The sequence below is a fragment of the Pantoea sp. E2023-21 genome, from assembly GCF_051302795.1.
Lineage (GTDB): Bacteria > Pseudomonadota > Gammaproteobacteria > Enterobacterales > Enterobacteriaceae > Pantoea > Pantoea ludwigii_A.
Map to the genome: position 1 here is coordinate 1,513,899 of NZ_CP195344.1, position 18,406 is coordinate 1,532,304.

General features: G+C 53.9%; 21 protein-coding genes. 8 read left to right on the top strand and 13 right to left on the bottom strand.

Translation table 11 applies throughout. The annotated features are described in order from the left end of the window. The first annotated feature begins 157 nt into the window (after positions 1–157). The 3 genes from ACRQ84_RS07200 (at position 158) to ACRQ84_RS07210 (ending at position 3,051) form a co-directional block, all read left to right on the top strand. Positions 158–1,039, top strand: coding sequence for an SIS domain-containing protein (locus ACRQ84_RS07200; protein WP_483817597.1), 882 nt, complete (start codon positions 158–160; stop codon positions 1,037–1,039). Positions 1,040–1,050: 11 nt separating this feature from the next. Then, positions 1,051–1,983, top strand: a complete 933-nt coding sequence (locus tag ACRQ84_RS07205) for a ribokinase (RefSeq protein WP_483817898.1) — start codon at positions 1,051–1,053, stop codon at positions 1,981–1,983. Positions 1,984–2,202: 219 nt separating this feature from the next. After that, complete coding sequence (locus tag ACRQ84_RS07210) at positions 2,203–3,051, top strand: sugar phosphate isomerase/epimerase family protein (RefSeq protein ID WP_483817598.1); 849 nt, start codon at positions 2,203–2,205, stop codon at positions 3,049–3,051. 13 nt (positions 3,052–3,064) lie between these two features. Here the strand turns inward: ACRQ84_RS07210 and ACRQ84_RS07215 are convergent, their stop codons facing one another. Continuing rightward, entirely contained in the window at positions 3,065–4,045 is a 981-nt protein-coding gene (locus ACRQ84_RS07215; RefSeq protein WP_483817599.1) for a LacI family DNA-binding transcriptional regulator, read from the bottom strand. A gap of 210 nt (positions 4,046–4,255) precedes the next feature. Further along, a complete protein-coding gene (locus ACRQ84_RS07220) occupies positions 4,256–4,930 on the bottom strand; it encodes a GntR family transcriptional regulator (protein ID WP_064738977.1) in 675 nt (224 codons plus the stop codon). 115 nt (positions 4,931–5,045) lie between these two features. On the opposite strand from ACRQ84_RS07220, the gene ACRQ84_RS07225 reads away from it, so the two are divergent. Genes ACRQ84_RS07225 through ACRQ84_RS07240 form a run of 4 tightly spaced genes read left to right on the top strand, consistent with a single transcriptional unit; the run spans position 5,046 to position 9,022 of the window. Continuing rightward, on the top strand, positions 5,046–5,726 hold the full coding sequence (locus ACRQ84_RS07225; RefSeq protein ID WP_064738978.1) for a DUF2848 domain-containing protein: 681 nt from the start codon (positions 5,046–5,048) through the stop codon (positions 5,724–5,726). An 8-nt stretch (positions 5,727–5,734) separates the two neighbouring features. Further along, positions 5,735–7,078: an amidase gene (locus ACRQ84_RS07230; protein ID WP_483817600.1), complete on the top strand. Its 1,344-nt coding sequence runs from the start codon at positions 5,735–5,737 to the stop codon at positions 7,076–7,078. A 2-nt stretch (positions 7,079–7,080) separates the two neighbouring features. Next, positions 7,081–7,716, top strand: a complete 636-nt coding sequence (locus tag ACRQ84_RS07235) for a hypothetical protein (RefSeq protein ID WP_483817601.1) — start codon at positions 7,081–7,083, stop codon at positions 7,714–7,716. Then, positions 7,709–9,022, top strand: coding sequence for an MFS transporter (locus ACRQ84_RS07240; protein ID WP_064738981.1), 1,314 nt, complete (start codon positions 7,709–7,711; stop codon positions 9,020–9,022). The genes ACRQ84_RS07235 and ACRQ84_RS07240 overlap by 8 nt, the downstream gene beginning before the upstream one ends. 80 nt (positions 9,023–9,102) lie before the next feature. On the opposite strand, the gene ACRQ84_RS07245 is transcribed toward ACRQ84_RS07240, so the two are convergent. After that, positions 9,103–9,306 carry a hypothetical protein gene (locus tag ACRQ84_RS07245; RefSeq protein ID WP_064738982.1) on the bottom strand — a complete coding sequence of 68 codons (204 nt, stop codon included), beginning with the start codon at positions 9,304–9,306 and terminating at the stop codon, positions 9,103–9,105. A 61-nt stretch (positions 9,307–9,367) separates the two neighbouring features. After that, positions 9,368–9,985, bottom strand: a complete 618-nt coding sequence (locus tag ACRQ84_RS07250; RefSeq protein WP_483817602.1) for a TetR/AcrR family transcriptional regulator — start codon at positions 9,983–9,985, stop codon at positions 9,368–9,370. A gap of 302 nt (positions 9,986–10,287) precedes the next feature. Between ACRQ84_RS07250 and ACRQ84_RS07255 the strand changes: the two genes are divergently transcribed. After that, positions 10,288–10,497 (top strand): CsbD family protein, encoded by a 210-nt coding sequence (locus ACRQ84_RS07255; protein ID WP_064738984.1) that lies wholly within the window; start codon positions 10,288–10,290, stop codon positions 10,495–10,497. Between the two features lie 42 nt (positions 10,498–10,539). Here the strand turns inward: ACRQ84_RS07255 and ACRQ84_RS07260 are convergent, their stop codons facing one another. The 9 genes from ACRQ84_RS07260 to ACRQ84_RS07300 form a co-directional block, all read right to left on the bottom strand. Then, positions 10,540–10,818: a hypothetical protein gene (locus ACRQ84_RS07260; protein WP_483817603.1), complete on the bottom strand. Its 279-nt coding sequence runs from the start codon at positions 10,816–10,818 to the stop codon at positions 10,540–10,542. 315 nt (positions 10,819–11,133) lie between these two features. Continuing rightward, on the bottom strand, positions 11,134–12,123 hold the full coding sequence (locus tag ACRQ84_RS07265) for an aldo/keto reductase (protein ID WP_483817604.1): 990 nt from the start codon (positions 12,121–12,123) through the stop codon (positions 11,134–11,136). Between the two features lie 32 nt (positions 12,124–12,155). Then, a complete protein-coding gene (locus tag ACRQ84_RS07270; protein ID WP_483817605.1) occupies positions 12,156–13,007 on the bottom strand; it encodes an aldo/keto reductase in 852 nt (283 codons plus the stop codon). Between the two features lie 118 nt (positions 13,008–13,125). Further along, a complete protein-coding gene (locus tag ACRQ84_RS07275; RefSeq protein WP_483817899.1) occupies positions 13,126–14,169 on the bottom strand; it encodes an alpha/beta hydrolase in 1,044 nt (347 codons plus the stop codon). A gap of 45 nt (positions 14,170–14,214) precedes the next feature. Further along, the gene (locus ACRQ84_RS07280; RefSeq protein ID WP_483817606.1) at positions 14,215–14,805 is read right to left on the bottom strand and encodes a flavodoxin; all 591 of its coding nucleotides are present in this window, start codon (positions 14,803–14,805) and stop codon (positions 14,215–14,217) included. Between the two features lie 24 nt (positions 14,806–14,829). Then, positions 14,830–15,591: a carboxymuconolactone decarboxylase family protein gene (locus ACRQ84_RS07285; RefSeq protein ID WP_483817607.1), complete on the bottom strand. Its 762-nt coding sequence runs from the start codon at positions 15,589–15,591 to the stop codon at positions 14,830–14,832. Beyond that, positions 15,569–16,039, bottom strand: coding sequence for a (R)-mandelonitrile lyase (locus tag ACRQ84_RS07290; protein ID WP_483817608.1), 471 nt, complete (start codon positions 16,037–16,039; stop codon positions 15,569–15,571). The genes ACRQ84_RS07285 and ACRQ84_RS07290 overlap by 23 nt, the downstream gene beginning before the upstream one ends. 68 nt (positions 16,040–16,107) lie before the next feature. Then, positions 16,108–17,562, bottom strand: coding sequence for a heavy metal sensor histidine kinase (locus ACRQ84_RS07295; RefSeq protein WP_483817609.1), 1,455 nt, complete (start codon positions 17,560–17,562; stop codon positions 16,108–16,110). Continuing rightward, the gene (locus ACRQ84_RS07300; RefSeq protein WP_064738993.1) at positions 17,555–18,244 is read right to left on the bottom strand and encodes a heavy metal response regulator transcription factor; all 690 of its coding nucleotides are present in this window, start codon (positions 18,242–18,244) and stop codon (positions 17,555–17,557) included. Before ACRQ84_RS07300 ends, ACRQ84_RS07295 begins: the two co-directional genes overlap by 8 nt. Positions 18,245–18,406 lie beyond the last annotated feature (162 nt).

Here is an 18,406-nt window from a genome sequence, read left to right on the forward strand (position 1 = left end):
TTTTCGTGTTAGTAAAATAAAAACCTCGATTAAGCCTGTTTTATTTTACTATCAGTAAAATGCATCAGTAAAACGTTTTACAGCATGTGATCGACTTAACACTTTTCACCTAATCGCCATGCTAGCTTAACCATAACGTTTTTAATGAGCACTCAAAATGCATAACCGACTTAAAGGCAATGAGATATTCCTGCTGGCTCGCACGCTTGCACCTGAACTGGGAAAAAAGGAACGCTCTATTGCGCGTTTTATTGACGACAATCCACAGTCATTATCTAAAATGTGCATCACGGATATTGCGAATTATCTTAATGTCAGCGTGTCGAGCATTACAAAAGTTTCAAAGAAACTCGGTTTCACCGGTTTTCATGATCTAAAAATTAATATCGCCCAGCAGGTCAGCACCCAGGAAGATATTATCGATATTCCTGTCATTCCGGATTCTGAAAAATACGTTGAACAGGTTATCGAGAGTACCTTTTTGAATTCGGTACTGGCGCTGCAGGATTCACTGAGTGTGATTAACAGTGCGGTCATCAAGGCTGTGGCCTATCTGTTTATTAATAAGCCGGAAAGTGCGCGCATCTTTATCGCCGGTTGCGGTGGATCAGGTTCCATCTGTGATGACTTCAATCATAAGTTGCTGAAGATTGGCATCTTCTCTTCGGTATTCAGTGACAGCCACAAACAGCTGATGACCGCCTCGTTAATGCAACCTGGCGATATCCTGCTGGCGATTTCCCATTCCGGCCAAACCACAGACATCATCCAAATGGTAAAAGCGGCCAATGAGAATGGCGCAGAAACCATCTGCCTGACCAACTATCCCAACAGCCCACTGAGTTTGATTGCCCGACATTCGATCATCTCTTCGGTTAAAAACAACCCGATTACCGGGGAAAACGCCACCACACGCATTGTGCATCTGAATATTCTCGATGCCATTTTTACCATTATTGCCAGCAAGACCAGCGAAGAAAGTCAGACCAGTTTACACAACACCAGAAATGCGGTTGCGTCTAAACGCACCGCCAATTAAGGGCCGAAATGATGAAACATAATATTGTTGTTATTGGCAGTCTTAACTACGACATTCTTGTCCAGCAGGATCGCTTGCCGGAAATTGGGGAGACGTTTACCGGTAACGAATTAATGCTGATGCCAGGGGGAAAAGGGGCAAATCAGGCGGTTCAGTGCGCTAAGCTGGGGCTGAACGTTAATATGGTGGGCTGCGTAGGAAATGATATTTATGGCACCGAGCTGATTAAATCACTGAATGAAAACGGTGTAGCGGTAGATAACATTACCCAACGCGGAAAAACCTCAGGCATTGGCATCGTTCAGATTCTGGAATCTGGCGATTACTGCAGCACCATTATTAAAGGCGCCAATTACCTGATTACCGAGTCAGACATTAACGATACGTTATTCAGCGATCGGCCACTTTTGATCCTTCAGTCAGAGATTCCCGACCATGTGGTGGAACGTGCTATCAGTAGCGCACGACGTCACGATTGCCAGATTTTACTGAACAACGCGCCGGCACGCGAAATTTCCTCGCAAGCGCTCAGCCAGGTTGATCTGCTGGTGGTGAATGAGACCGAGGCCAGTTTTATGAGCAACACCTCCGTTACCACAGTGAAAGAGGCGCTAGCCTGTGCGGCTGACTTACAGCAAAAGGTTAATGGCCGGGTGATTATTACGCTGGGAGAGAAAGGCGCGGTGTTATCCAGTGATCAAGGTGCCAGACACTACCCCGCCGTGTTCTGTCCGGATGTGGTTGATACCACCGGCGCGGGCGACTCATTTATTGGTGGCATCGCCTATTGCCTCGTTAATAACATCGCCCTGGAAGAAGCGATTCCTTTCGCTGCTGAAATCAGTTCCTGCTCTATCCAGAAATATGGCGGTCAAAGTTCTTTCCCGATGCTGCCTGATGTTGCGCATGCGCTGACGCAAAATCGCCAGCGGCTGTTTGGTTAAATCTGCGCGCCTCAGTGCGTGAACAATTCAGCTATTTGAGCAAGCCGCTACCGTTATAGCCGCTTGCTCAAAACAGCCGCGTTAAGGGTGTAGCCTTGCCAGGTAGCCAGCCAGAAATTCCCTGTTTTGTGAGATGCCGCACTAATCCTTAATGTTTTTTGTAATCGATTACTTTTATAGTAAATATTGTAATCGATTACTTTTAACAGGAGATCAGTAATGGCGGTAAGAACCCTTTTTCAGGCTGGATTAATCAGCGTAATGGCGCTGTCTGCTGTGTCGGCGCAAGCGGAGAATTTCAACAATGAAATTGCACTGCAAATGTACACATTACGGAATGCAGGTACCGTTGCGCAGCAGTTTGCGATGGCACAAAGCGCGGGGTTTCAGAATGTGGAGTTAGTCGGGAATCAAGGACTGGATAGCGCGCAGATGAAAACGCTACTGAGCAAAAACCATCTTCAGGTTACGTCGGCGCACATTCAATTGCATGAGTTAGAGAACAATTATCAAAAAACCGTTGCCTTCAATAAAGCCATCGGCAACCCGGTGGTGATCGTGCCATGGATTGAACCTGCCGACCGTCCTGACTCAACCCAAGGTTGGATTGACTACGCTCAGCGCCTGGACAAACTGGGCGCAAAACTACATAAAGACGGGCTGCAGCTTGGTTATCACAATCATAATTTTGAGATGAAGAAATATGACGGTGTGACCGCACTGGAGATCATCCTTAATCACACTCAGCCGCAGAATTTAAAACTGGAAATGGATGCGGCATGGGTATCACGCGGCGGTCAGGATCCGGTGCGGATTTTGCAAACCTATCCGAAAAGGGTGTACGCCATCCACGCCAAAGATAACGCCGCCATTGGCGTTCGCGATGATGAGATGAATTTCGCGCCACTGGGAGAAGGCTTACTGGATTGGCAGCATATCGTGCCCGCAGCTAAAGCGAGCGGCGTTCGATGGTTTATCGTTGAACATGACGCCCCTAAAGATCCGTGGAGCATCATTACGACGTCATACCGTAATCTTCGTCAGCAATTAACGCTATCAGCACAATAGCCATAAGTGCCTGTTAAGTACTGGCACGCTCCACAAAGTGCCAGTCCATCATAATGCGTTCAGCGGGCGAATCAGGTTGATCGATCTTTTTCAGCAGTAAGCCGAACGCCCGACGTCCCATTTCGCGCGAAGGCTGTGCCAGCGTACTCAGCGGCGGCGTGACCATTTCGGCGAGGTCGGTGCCATCAAATCCGGTCACCGCAATATCCTGCGGCACGCGCAGTCCGGCGGCGTGAATGGCCGAGAGCGCCCCCGCCGCTAAGGTATCCGACACGGCAAACACGGCGTCAGGACGCTCGGGTGCCGCCAGCAAGGTTTCCATCGCCTGCTTGCCGGCAGTGAAACTCAACTCGGTGGCGTAAGTGATAGCCTGCCAACTGCATTTTTCCTGCTTAAGTTGCTGCTGATAGCCAGCCTGACGCAGCTGCGCATATTTATAGCTGAGATCATGATTGATTAGCGCAATACGCTGCCGCCCCATGCCCGCCAGATAAGCGACCACATGTGCCGCCGCCTGCACATCATCTATGCCAACGCAGGAGATATCACCGGCATCGGCGTATTCCGCACATTGAACCCACGGGGTTTCGCCAATCAGCTGTGCCAGTTCTGGCAATTTACTGAACGCATCCATGGTGATAATACCGTCAACCATCTTCCCGGCCAGTAATTGCAAACTCGATCGAGACCGCTCAATGTCCGAGCCAGAGTTACACAGCAAAATACGATAGCTGTTCTTCTCCGCCTGTTCCTCAATGCCTTTCACCAACTCGGCACAAAAAGGATTGGAGATATCCGACACCATGACGAGAATCATTGAGCTACGCGCAGTACGCAACTGACGCGCTAACAAATTTGGCTGGTAATTACTCACTTTAATGGCTTGCAGGACCTTCTCACGATTCTTGTCTTTAACCGTATCGCTGTTATTCAGAACCCGTGAAACCGTTGCCACAGAAACGCCCGCTAAGCGGGCGATTTTTTGGATGGACATGCTTGCAACTCTTGCTCAGTCAGATACTACGCAGGCTACCATAAATCCGGACCAACAATAAGTTTGCCGGCTTCAGCTAGCGCACTCTGTTATGCGTTATTTTTGCTTCGCACCCCACGCGGTTGCCATAGAGTAACTGCACGATTCTAATAGCGAGCATGGATCGCTGTATTCCACTGCACGGGGAAGAGGCCGCACATCATTAACTGATCAATTATTCAACAGTGCCTGTTTAAACGAATAGATATGTACCCGCGCCGCCTCTTCCGCCAGCTCAGCATTCCCCTGCTCCAGTGCCGCAATGATCGCTTCGTGTTCGGCGATCACTTCGTTCATATGCGCCGCACTCGATAACGTGGTTGCCCAAAAGCGCTGTGCTTGCGCATGGATGATGCTGAGAATATCGGCAAGACGACCGTTGGCGGCGATATCCGCCAGCACCTGATGAAATTCGCGGTCCAGCAGCATCATCTGTTCACGATCGCGTGACGCGCTGGCGGTGGCAATGCGCTGATTCATTTCGCGCAAATAGACAATCTGCGCCGCATTGACGCGCTGCGTCGCCAAACGTAAACACAGCGCCTCATTCACCAGACGCACCTCAATTAACTCCAGCGCATCATCAATCGACAGCGGCGACACCATCACGCCTTTACGTGGAATGATTTGTAGCAACCCTTCTGTTTCCAGCCGATGCACCGCCTGATTCACCGGCGTCCTGCCCATCTCAAGGTCATCCATCACCTGCGCGATATTGAGATATTCGCCCGGTTTATAGCGCAGCGTGATCAGCCGGTGCTTAAACGCCAGATAGGCTCGCTCGTTAAGCGAAATGCTCTTCGGGGTAGTTGGCGAGCTCACATTTTCAGCCATCAGATTACTCATCGCGCAAATCCTTATTAGGTAACTGAGACATATTACACAAAAACCTGGCATGAAAATGGCTAGATTGAAATCACAGTGAAATTTCACACGCATTTCTCAGATGGAGATCTATCCTATGAAATTACGGTTTACGACAGATTACGCAGATGCGGCAGTACTTGATGTTGAGGTTAATCAGCTGGTTATCGCGGGCTGGGTCGGACGTGACCAGCAAGCGGTGTTGCACCATATCAGGGAGCTGGAAGCGCTTGGCGTGCCCGCTCCTGGTGCAGTGCCGCTGTTTTACCGCGTCGCGACCAATCAATTAAGTCAGCAGATGCAGCTGGAAGTGGTTGGCGATCAAACATCCGGTGAAGCCGAACCCTTTGTATTTTTCCATCGCGGCGAATACTGGGTTTCGCTGATTTCCGATCATACCGATCGTCATCTGGAAACCTTTAGCGTTGCGCTATCGAAACAGGCGTGCATCAAACCGGTTGCGGGTCACGCATGGCGCATGGCGGAACTCAACGCGCATTGGGATCAGCTGGAGCTCAGCGCCTGGATCAAAGTGAACGGCGACTGGGTCACCTATCAACAAGGCGCCCTCTCCTCGCTGTTGACGCCGCTCGACCTGTTAAGCCGTTATTTCGCTGGCGGACAGGTCGAGGAAGGCTTCGCCATGTCGTGCGGCACGCTTAGCGCCATCGGCGGTATTCGTCCTGCGAGTGAATTTCGCATGGCCCTGCACGATCCCGTGCTGAACCGCACGCTGGAACACACCTACATCACTGGCTCGCTGCCGGTTATCGCCTGAGGATCCCTATGACAACGTTATGGCAAGCGAGCCAGCAACTGCTCGCCGGGCAAATCAGCCCCGAAACGCTGACGCAGGATGCACTGAGCGCCATTGCGGCGGAAGCCGGTGAAGGCAAGCGCGTATTCACTCGCGTGTACGCCGCGGGTGCGCAGCAGCAGGCTGCACAAGCCAAGATGCGCTGGCAACAGCAACAGCCTCGTAGCGCGATTGATGGCCTGCCCATCAGCATCAAAGATCTGTTTGATGTCGCTGGAGAAGTGACACTGGCCGGTTCGCGTTTACTCAGCAACGCCAGCGAAGCCACGGCGAATGCCAGTATGGTTGATCGGCTGCTGCAGGCCGGTGCCACCATCGTGGGCAAAACCAATATGACAGAGTTCGCTTTTACTGGCCTCGGCATCAATCCGCATTACGGCACGCCCGCCAATCCCTGGCAGCGGGCGCAGCAGCGCATTCCCGGCGGATCGTCCTCGGGTGCGGCGGTCGCGGTGAGTGATGGCATGTGCCTGGCGGCGGTGGGCACCGATACCGGTGGCTCGGTGCGCATTCCAGCGGCACTGTGCGGCTTAACCGGTTTTAAACCGAGCGCCAGTCGCATCAACCAACGCGGAACGTTACCGCTGGCGGCCTCGCTCGACAGCATCGGCGTGATTGCTCACGACGTACAGAGCTGCTGGCTGCTCGACAGTGTGATTGCCGATCGGCCGCTGGAGAGGGATGCGCGCAATTTGTCTGAGGCACATTTCGTTATCCCACAAACGCGGGTGCTGGATGGGCTTGACGCACACGTCAGCGCCGCATGGGAGCGCGCGCTCGATCTGCTGCGCGCGCAGGGCGTGAAAATCACCGAGCTGCCGCTGCAGGAGCTGGCCGAACTTGAAACCCTCAACGCGCGCGGCGGTATTACCGCGTGGGAAGCCTGGCAATGGCATCAGCATTACGCTCAATCCCAGCCTGAAGCCTACGATCCGCAGGTTTTGACGCGCATTAAACGCGGCAGCCTGCTGAATGCCGACGATGCCGCCGCGCTGTATCAGCTGCGCGCCGACTGGAAAACGCGAGTGGAAGCGGCAGTGGCGCCTTTCGACGGCATATTGATGCCAACGGTGCCGCTGATTGCCCCCACGCTCGCCGAGCTTGAGGATCCTGCGCGCTACATGCAGGTCAACCTGTTGATGCTGCGCAACACCAGCGTGATCAACATGCTGGATGGCTGTGCAATTTCTCTGCCTTGTCACCAGCCTGGCGCTGCGCCGGTTGGCCTGATGCTCTCTTCCACCCATGGCAACGATGCTGCATTACTCAGCTGGGCTGCCGCGATTGAAACCACCCTGAAACGGAGTAGCTGAACATGACTCAATCCCACGGCATGCTGTTTGTCGCCACCAATATCGATGCTGCAGATGAAGCGGATTTCAACCAATGGTATGACCACGAGCACGTAGAAGAGCGCGTGGCGATCAGCGGATTTCTCAGCGGCACGCGTTATCAAGCGGTGGATGCTGAACGCAAATACCTCGGCCTGTATGAAACCGCATCGCTGGAAGCCTTCACCAGTGCGGATTATCACGCCGCCTTCACACGCCAGACAGAATGGTCGGTGAAAAATCTCAACAAAATGGTCAACCCGATGCGCCGCGTCTGCGCCATCTCCCATCAGCATGGCCAGGGAACCGGCAGCCATCTGGCGGTACTGACCTTAAAAACCGGTACAGATGTTGCATCGCTGGGCGACTGGCAAAGCCGCGTGCAGCAAAAACCGGGCTATATCGCCTCACGTTTGCTGACGCCTGACACCACGCTGAGTTCGCCGCTGCCACGGGAAACGCGCGCGACGCGACCGATGCATCCGATGCTGCTGCTGTTCTGCCGTGATGCGCAGGTGTGTAAAACCCTCGCCGCGGATGCCGCGCAGGCACTCAACGCGGACGTTCAGCTTTACTCCCTCAGCTGGCAGTTAACCAAACAGGAGATGGCTCATGGCTAATACCGATTCAACGTTGCCGCACGCTTCAGGCGCGCGCGCCAGCCACACCAAAACCGGTCGCCTCGCGGCGGCCAGCTCGATCGGCACCGCGTTGGAATGGTATGACTTCACGGTCTATAACATCATGGCGGCGCTGGTATTCAACCACGTATTTTTCCCCAGCTTTGATCCGCTGGTCGGTACCATTCTGGCATTTTCCACCTATGCGGTGGGTTACATTTCCCGTCCGGTGGGCGGCTTTATTTTTGGTCATCTGGGCGATGTCGCCGGGCGTAAAGCCGTGCTTATCACCACGCTGGTGATTATGGGTGTCACCACCGCGCTGATGGGCTTGCTGCCGGGCTATGCGGCGTGGGGCATCTGGAGCCCGGTATTATTGGTGGCCTTGCGCTTTATTCAGGGCATTGCGCTCGGCGGTGAATGGGCCGGTGCGGTATTGCTGTCAATGGAGCACGGCGATGCGAACAAACGCGGCCGTAACGCCTCGTTTGCCCAAGTGGGTCCATCATGCGGCACGTTGATTGGCACCGGATTTATCACGCTGGTGACGGTGGCATTAAGCGGTGAGCAGTTCCAGGCGTGGGGATGGCGCATTCCGTTCCTGCTGAGTCTGCTGCTGGTGATGTTTGGTTTATGGCTGCGTCGCGGCGTGGAAGAGACACCAACGTTTGTGGCGATGCAACAGGCGGAGAAAACCACGCATACCCCGCTGAAAGAAGTGTTTGTGCGTTATCCGCGTGAGCTGTTGATTGCCGGCGGTTCACGTATCGGCTCAGACGTGTTGTATGCGCTGGTGGTGGTTTTCACCCTCACCTATGTCACCACGGTGCTGCAGTTACCGCGTCCGCTGGCGTTGATGGCTACCATGCTGGGTGCCATCGGCAATGCGATTACGGTTCCGATGTTTGGCGCGCTCTCCGATAAGCTCGGTCGTCGCCCGGTCTACATCGCCGGTGCGCTGCTGGCCATCGTCTGGTCGTTTGTGTTCTTTGTACTGCTGGATAGCTCACAGCCGACCCTGATCGTACTGGCAGTGATTGGCGGGCTGTTGATTCATGCGGTGATGTACGGACCGCAGGCGGCATTTGTCACCGAGCAGTTCCCCAGCCACGTGCGCTACGCTGGATCGTCGCTGGCTTACACGCTGGCGGGCATTATCGGCGGTGGCTTTGCGCCATTGATTATTACATCACTGTATAAAGAGATGGGCAGCACGCTGTGGGTATCGGGGTATGTCAGCCTGGCGTTACTGATCACGCTGTTTGCGCTGTGGAAAGCGAAAGAGACCGCGCACCACCCGCTTTAATCAGCATGATGTTGGTGTTTGGCGAGGGATTGCCAGACTTTAGCAGAGGAGAACAACAAGGCGCGGCACGCGCGACCCAGTTAGTGCAGTTTTTTAGCCAGAATACGAATGGCTTTCTCGCAGGCGACTTTCGTCTTGCTGTCGGTGGAACGCAAACTCAGGCGATACAACGCGCCAATAAGTTCCTGAACGGTAAGCGCCTCATCAGGACGAAGAATGCGTGTCACCACCCTTCCCACCAATGCGCGAATATCTTCCGTAATGTCTGAATCTTCGTCTTTCACCCGCCCTCCGGCTTTACGCTTCGCTTATTTAGGAAGTATCCACCTCCTAATTAGCCAAATTTTAGTCCAGCAGCTTCATTACTAACTTGATGGTCTCGGGTTCGTCTGCTACATCCGTGATCTTGCCCACAACGCGCATGCCAAAGGCGATGCACAGAATCAACCCCGCCGCTGTTTCGGTATCCAGACTCTGCGTCACCGATCCATCTTCCTGGCCAAGTCGCAGCAACGAGGCGAGAAAGTTTTTATTGCGGATTACCGCTTCACTCACCAACTGCGATAGATCGTCATCCAGCACCTGCAACTCTACTGCGCTGCCCACCACCAAACAGCCGGTGCGGCCTTCCACTGCCCGCGCCGAATCGAGGTAAAACTGCAGCAGCTCGCTGAGCTTCTCGCGGCCGGTAGTGAACTGCGCCAGACGCTGGCGCAAGTCGGCATTGCGCACCGAAAGATAGCGTTCAAACACCAGCAGAAACAGGTTGCGCTTATCTTTGAATGCTTTGTAAATGCTGCCCGCTGTCAGCCCCATCGCTTCGCCCAAATCGTTCAATGAAGCAGCATGAAAACCCTTTTGGCGAAAAACAATCATGGCTTTGTCCAGAGCCTGTTCGATATCGAACTCTCTCGGGCGGCCTCGATCTCTGTTTTTCGATTCTGCGGTTGGCGGTTTGCTCATGGCTGACACATCGATTAATGCAGGTTTCCAGAAGTTGACTAAAAAATATTTCGTTGGTCACTATAGCCTAACTGGTGAGAGCCTGTATAGCCTTCCTCGGATAACCCCTTAAATTGTATAGTTTTTAATGCTGTTAGCTGCACATTTAACCTGCAAATTTAACCTGATAGCAAATTTATGAGTTAGCTCACACGCCAGCGAAGCAAAGCGCAAATCCTGTGCCAGGATTAATGCAGCGGTTGGCATTCGGCCAACCCTAATGATCCTTCAGTAACCGGTAACGACTAAATAGGGAGATCGACATGAACGAAGATCGTATTAGCGGCAACTGGAAGCAGTTCAAGGGAAAAGTGAAGGAAAAATGGGGCGACCTGACTGATGATGATATGACCGTGGTTGAAGGCAAACGCGATCAACTCGTCGGTAAAATTCAGGAGCGCTACGGTTATGAAAAAGACCGTGCGGAGAAAGAAGTGAAAGAGTGGGAAGATTCGAATAAGTACCACTGGTAACCCTGCAGTTCTGCCGGACACCCTTTGTCCGGCATTCACTGATTAATGCTGAGTGGAATCATCCGCCCCGCTGTTTTTAGCCATAAAGCTCATCATGTTCTCTTCTGAGGCCTCAACGTTACCGGCTGTGCTGTCACGCTTCACCACCTCTAATGCCACTCTGGCGACCCGAATGTCGTCCGCCGAGCCACCCGCATAAATCATCTTCTCTAATTGCGCAATCAAGGTGGTGTGCGAAATGGCCGCGTCTGCATCAAATAATTCAATCACTGCATCACCAATCATGATGTCGCATAACTGTTTGTCATTACTGTTTTTCATGGGCTCTCTGTCACCGTCTAAACCAACCCTGGCCGGAGGATCCTGATTGCGCAGAGCATACCCAATGAGTAAAAAACGTCAAATATAAAAAAGCGTCGATACAATCGAAAAATACATCATAAGGAATGGCTTGCGGCGCGAGGAACACGCCGCAAAGTGGTTGTAATACAGCACAGGTAAACACCGCATCCAATCACCGCACATTCCGTAGCGACGCGATTTATCGCGCATTGGATTGCGCCGCTACACTGCGAGCGTTCAGTAATTTGGGTTTTCATCTCTTACTGACAAGCATTACGCTAAAGGTGCTTGTGATTAACCGCCTACCCGCGCCTGTAATGCTGCGGGATAGCGTTCACCGATCACCTTGATGGTTTCCAATGCCTGCGTCAGTTTGAGTAACTCGGCAGAGGAGAGCGCGATGTCAGCGGCGCCGAGATTTTCTTCCAGACGATGCAGCTTGGTGGTGCCTGGAATCGGCACAATCCACGGCGCCTGCGCCAGCAGCCAGGCCAGCGCGATTTGCGCCGACGTCACGCCTTTCTCCGCCGCTAGCTGCGCCACTAAGGTTACCAGTTGTTCATTGGCGGCCAGCGCTTCGGCGGCAAAGCGTGGCACTTTGCTGCGGAAATCATCCTCGCCAAAGGTCGCTCCCGATTTAATTGCACCGGTTAAAAAGCCTTTACCTAACGGGCTAAACGGCACGAAACCAATACCCAATTCGTTTAGCAGCGGCAGAATTTCCTGTTCCGGTTCACGCCACCACATTGAGTATTCGCTTTGCAGCGCCGTGACCGGTTGCACGGCATGCGCACGCCGAATGGTGTTAGCGCCCGCTTCCGATAAACCGAAATGTTTGACCTTGCCTTCATTAATCAGATCCTTAACCGTGCCGGCAACCTCTTCAATTGGCACATTCGGATCGACGCGATGCTGATACAACAGATCAATCACATCGGTTTTCAGCCGACGCAGCGAGCCTTCAACGGCTGCACGAATATGCTCCGGTCGGCTATTGAGGATCTGCTGCTTATTGTCATCGCCAAAGGTAAAGCCAAATTTGGTGGCGATAACCACTTTGTCACGGTAAGGCTGCAAAGCCGCGCCGACCACTTCTTCATTCAGATACGGCCCATACACTTCAGCGGTGTCGAAAAAAGTGACTCCGCGCTCTACCGCTGCGTGAATTAACGTAATGGCCTGCTGGGTATCAGTTGCCGGACCGTAGCCATGACTTAGCCCCATGCATCCCAGACCAAGCGCTGAAACTTCTAATCCGGCATTTCCCAGATAACGTTTTTGCATTGATTTGTCCCTCAGATTTGCGTCGGTCATGATTAAACGTCGAGTTTACGGCCTGTCAGCCACTCCACCATCGCCGGATCGCGGTGCGAGAAGAAGGCGCTGGTCGCGCTATCCAGCGCGGTGATTTGCAGCATTTCTGCATCGCTCAATTCAAAGTCCAGCACATTGATGTTTTCTGCCATACGCGCTTTGCGTACCGATTTGGCCAGCGAAACAATGCCGCGCTGGAAGATCCAGCGCAGCACTACCTGACCGACGCTTTTGCCATATTTCTCGCCAATCGCCGTCAGGACAGGATGCTGGAACAAGCCGTTTCTGCCTTCAGCAAACGGTGCCCAGGCTTCAGGTTGAATGTTGCGGCTCTTCATCCACGGCACCGCGTGCAGTTGCTGATTGAAAGGGTTAACTTCAACCTGATTCACCGCCGGCACCACTTTATTAAACGCGATGAGATCGGCCAGACGATCGGGCTGGAAGTTACTGACGCCAATGGCTTTGATTTTGCCTGTTGCCTGCAGCTCTTCCATGGCACGCCAGGCGCCATGCACATCGCCGTAAGGTTGGTGAATCAAGTAGAGATCGACATAGTCCATCTGCAGGCGATTAAGCGAACGCTCAAACTGCGCTTTAGCGCCCTCGTAGCTGGTGTCCTGCAGCCACAGCTTGGTGGTGACAAACAGCGCGTCACGTGCCACCCCACTCTGCTTAATGGCATTACCAACCTGAGTTTCGTTTTGATATGAGGCGGCGGTATCAATCAGCCGATAGCCGGTTTCGATGGCGTCAATCACCGCGCGCTCACACTCAGCGGCATCGGTCATCTGAAACACACCAAAGCCCAGCAGCGGCATCTCGAGACCGTTATTCAGTTTTACAGTTTGCATGGCGTTATCCTTTCGTTAGTTTCCGAAAGCATAACGCCTGAGGATTGTTTTGATTAGACCCGGTAATCAGCTAGGGTTTATTAACTCAATTCATGAATTAATCCCCCCTGCTGGCCGGCTACTGCAGATTCTTCTGTTGGAAAAACGCGCTAACCTGGTCGGCGATTTGCACATTATTCAGATCGGAGAACGGGAAGTGCGTATTTCCTTTAATGCCAATCTCCGGCAGATGGATCACTTGCACATCGCCACCGTGTTTATTGACCACATCTCGCCATTGGCGCGCCATCGCCAGCCTTACCCGCCAACTGTCCTGCGCCGGCATGCTGCTCGCTTTATCCGGAATGTTGTCGCCATAGAAAATCAGAATCGGAATTTTGGTCAGCGCCATGAACTTTTCCAGCGCCACCGGCTCGCCTTTCAGCGTATCGAACGCGCTGGGCATCGGTGCCGGCAATTCGTTTTCGGGAAACACAAAGCCGCTGCCCGGTTCAAAGGCGACAATGGCTTTAACCTTGCTGTTTTTCATCGCGGTATACCAGCCAGGCCCGCCGCCCTGTGAATGGGTAAACAGAATGGCGGGACCGCTTTTGTCGATAACGGCGGACATCGCATCGGAGATGACGTTGACGTCAAACGGCCCGGTATTGGGCGTCATTTGGCGGAAATATTGGTTCAGCGCGTCTTTATCCTGAGAGAACTGTACGCCTTTAAAGAAGGTGGGCCATACGCCAAGGCGGAATTGGTTAAACCACATCTGTTCATCCGGTTTCGGCGTGACGGGGGTTGCTACCGTGCTACGACCAGCCGCACCCCGGCGCGGTTGATCAACCAGATAGGTGGCAAATCCGCGACGCAGGAAAATATTTTGAAAACCTTCGCGCCCATCCGGGGTACTTTCCCAGGTGCGCGAGAACTGTCCGGCACCATGCAGCATCACGATGGGATATTTATGCGGATGTTGCGGAATCTGATAAAACACCGCCGCGTGGTCGCCATGATAGGTTTGGCCCGCTGCATCCAGCGGTTTTTTGGCATCAAATTGTCCCGGCGCTGTCACCACCGTACCGCCCGCAGCGAAGCTGCCTTGTGCCTGAATCACTAACGGTTCGGCGTGGCTGGTAGCGATAAACCCCGCCACCAGCAAACCTACACCCCAGATTTTTACCGATCTCTTCACACGCTTTCCCTCTTTTATGTTTGTGTATTAGCTGTCAACCGTCGCTAACCAATGGGTGACGGTCTCGGTGGTTCTTCTCTCCTGATCGCACTCCAGCACCAGCGGTTTTTCTCGTTGCGCCGCCGCGGCCAGCGTAGCGAGAATCGCTTCACTGTCGCCGATGCCGTAACCACCGTGGGTAATAAACGGAATGATGCGTTTATTACGGCAATCATGGCTGCTGAGAAACGATTGCACCACCGGCGGCACCGTGGTGCCCCAAACCGGAAAGCCCAGATAAATCGTCTGGTAGCGATCAAAGTCCGCAACGCTGTTTTTTAACGCCGGTTTCACCTGCCGATCGCGCTGATTTTTCGCCAGCTCAACCGTTTGAAAATAGTCATCGGGATAGGCCACTGCCGGTTCAATTGCAAAAATATCGCTGTTGAGTTGACGATGAATAACACCTGCCAGTACCCGCGTATTGCCACTGCGGGAGAAATACACCACCAGCGTCGCGCGGTTATTTTGCCCAGGCACGGTGTTAGCCAACGCCGGCTTAAGCACGGCAGCGGAAAACGCCGCGCCCGCCAGCGCGCTGAGTAGTACTCTGCGGTTAGCATCATGCGCATCTGACATGACTTCGCTCCTCTGACATGAAATCTATGGCGTATCTTGCGCCGCGTGCAGTGCGGCTTCCGCGCGCGCAGCGGCCTGCTCTTCCCCGCTGGCACGTAAAATTTGCACCAGATGCTGCAGCTGCCCGCGCGTCAACCCTACCCGCAAACTGGCACGGGTATGCGATAGCAGCTGCGCTTCAATACCCGGCGTGGCGGCTAAGGCACCTACCGTCGCCAGTTCGCGGCTTTGCCAGTCAAGGTTGTCACGGGCAAAAATATCGCCAAACAGATGGCTTTGCAGGAACTGGTTGATCACCGGCGCAAAATCAAACAGCGGTCCTTGCACTGGCGCGCCAGAAATTTTGGTTTGGTTAGCGGTGCCGAGCTGACGCAGCGCATCCCCCACCGGAATGGGCTGCACAGGCTCTTTGCCCGGTTGATCCTTAATGCCGCGCTGCTTACGCGCTTCTGTCACTTTCATCAACGCGCTCAGCGCATTGAGACTGCGCGGAAATCCGGTATAGGCATACAGCTGCACCAGAATTTCTTTGGCTTCACTGACCGTCAAGCCAGCATCCAGCCCCTGATTCAGCGCGGCATCCAGTTTTTCCATATTGCTGGTTGCCATAAATACCGCCATCAGAGGAATGGCTTGTTGTCGTGCGGAGAGGGTTTCGGACTGATTCGATGACTCATTCATTGCAGGTATTACTCCCTGGTGAGTTGCAGCATAGGTTGTCAGGTTACCGGCAAAAAGCATGAGTAGGGCGAAGGTGAAGGACTTAATCGGCACGGTATTGTTCATCAGTCACTTTCTCCAGCCAGGTCACACTTTTGCCATCCACTCTGCCGGTCACCGCGAGGTGCGTCATGGCACTGTTGGCACTCGCGCCGTGCCAGTGCTTGACGCCCGGCGGGCACGACACCACATCGCCAACGCGAATAGTGCGCACCGGCTGCCCCTCCTGCTGGGTTAACCCTACGCCGGAGGTGACAATCAGGCGCTGTCCGGCGGGATGGGTGTGCCAGGCCGATCGCGCACCCGGTTCGAAGGTGACATAAGCAGCTGAAGCATTGATCTGTTCATCCGCCACAAACAGCGGATCAACGCTTACCTGGCCGGTAAAATTTTGCGCCGGACCCGAAAGTGCCGGTTGGCTGCCGGCCGGTGTAATCTTTACTACCGGCTCGGCAGCAAAAGATGAGAAAGCAAGGGGCAGCAATAGCCCCAGAAAGCCCGATTTTGCTGTCATGCAATGTGTCCTTTATTTATTGAACGTGGATGCTGCGAGGCATCGATTCTAACGAGGCGCAGATGTCGTCATGCTGACGGGTTGCTGACAATGTTGTCAGTTTTGATCGCTGCGACATCGCGAGCGGCAGCTGACAGCGATTTACGTTCAGGCGTTAAGGCAAAGGTCAGCCCAAAGGTATTCATTCCACCTTCACTGCGCGCGAACACATCACCGCGATGCATGATGGCGACCGCGCGCACAATCGATAACCCCAGCCCGTGATGGGTGGTACTTTTGGCGCGCGCAGAATCAACCCGGTAAAAACGTTCAAACAGTCGATGCAGATGTTCGGGCGCGATGGCGGCGCCGGGATTTGTGACCGCAACCACCGCCTGACCGGCGTTTTCACTGAAGTTAACGCTAATGGTGCTGTGCGGTGCCGCATGTCGCGCACTGTTCTCCAGCAGATTCGCCAGCGAACGGTGGAATAAGCGACGGTCGATATGCACCCACACGTCGCCGTCGATCTGCAATTTCAACTGTTTTTCGGCGAATGAGGGTTCAACATATTCGGCGGTTTTCACTGTCTCGGCGCGCAGGGAAACGCGCGTCAGCTGTGAAGCATGTTCCCCGGCATGCGCATGCGACAGGAAGAGCATGTCGTTGACGATAGAGGTCATGCGTTCCAGCTCTTCGAGGTTGGAACCGAGTAGATCCTCCAACTCCGCCGGCGAGCGGCGGCGCGCCAGCCCGAGCTGCGTCTGACCAATCAAATTGGTGAGCGGCGTGCGCAATTCATGTGCGACATCAGCATTGAAACTCTCCAGCTGCCGCCAGGCAATCGCCTGCCGCTCTAGCACACCATTAAAGGCAGCAGCCAGCGGCTGCAGCTCATCCGGTAACCTGCCGGTGTCCAGTCGCTGAGTATGATCGCCCGGTGCCAGCTGATGCGCCTGCTGGCTCAGTGCACCAACCGGACGCAAACCAATACGGGATACGGCATAGCCCAGTAGCGCCACGATAAATACGCCGATGGACGAAACGATCAGTAAGGTACGCGTGAAAGCATCAAGCGTACCCATATAGGGCGTTGAGTCGATGGCCACCACGTAGCGCAACGCGGGTCGCTCACCGCGAGCCGCAAGGGTTTTGACCAGCAAGAACAGGGAGCAGGCGGCATCCGTTGCGCCTGGCACTTTATTAAACCCTTCCTGCAAGGAAGCCCAATTCACGCCCAACGGCGGCGCGCCGCCGAGGCTAAAACGCGCATCATCGCTCAAAATCCAGTAACGCACGCGTTCGCCTTCGGCGCTGGTTAAATCGGTAAATTTACGGGCCAGCGTCGCCCAGCCATCGTCTGAGGTGCGCGCCGTGATCCACGGACTCATTAAGGATTCCCGAAACAGCAGTTCGTTATGCATCTGCTTTTGCAACGAGTCATGCAGTGAAGCGCGCAGAAGCAAGCCGATGGTCGAAACGATCAGCACAATACTCAGCACGAACATCAGCGCGAGACGTATGGAAATGGAACGTTTAATCATGGTGAGGCTCCCGCACTTCCAGCACGTAACCCATGCCGCGCACAGTGTGCAGCAGCTTAATCGTAAAAGGTGCATCAATCTTGGCGCGTAACCGTTTAATGGCCACCTCAACCACGTTAGCATCGCTGTCGAAATTCATGTCCCACACCTGCTCGGCGATCATCATCTTCGACAATATTTCCCCCTGATGCCGCGCCAGCAGGCTGAGCAGTGCGAACTCTTTAGCCGTCAGCTCAAGCCGAATACCGTGGCGAAACACCCGACGGGCCAGCAGATCGAGATGCAAATCATGGATTTGCAGTTGCGTGATGTCGGCACCATCGCTGATGCGACGGCGCACCAGCGCCTGAATGCGCGCCACCAGCTCAATTAGCGAAAAGGGTTTGGGCAGATAATCATCCGCCCCCAGGCGCAGCCCTTTTACCCGCTCATCCACCGAGCCGCGCGCCGAGAGCATCAGCACCGGCGTCTGTTTGCTGCTACGAATCCCTTCAAGCACGCGATAACCGTCAATGCCTGGCAGCATCACATCAAGAATCACCGCGTCATAATCGAACTCCAGCGCAAAGTGCAGGCCTTCTGCGCCGTCAGCTGAGACATCAACGGTAAAACCCGATTCACCCAACGCCCGGCTCAGGTAAGTGGAGGTCTTCTCTTCGTCTTCAACCAACAATAAGCGCATCGCGGGGCTTCCTTATGTCAACCTTTAAACGGTATTTTGCCGGCAGCTCACCAACAGTAAGCTGATAATTTGCTGACAGCGCTGTCAGCCAACGCCCCGGTGAAACTGACAGGGTTGTTATCTTCTGGTCATGATGCTGACAGCCCGGGCGCCTTAAGCTCA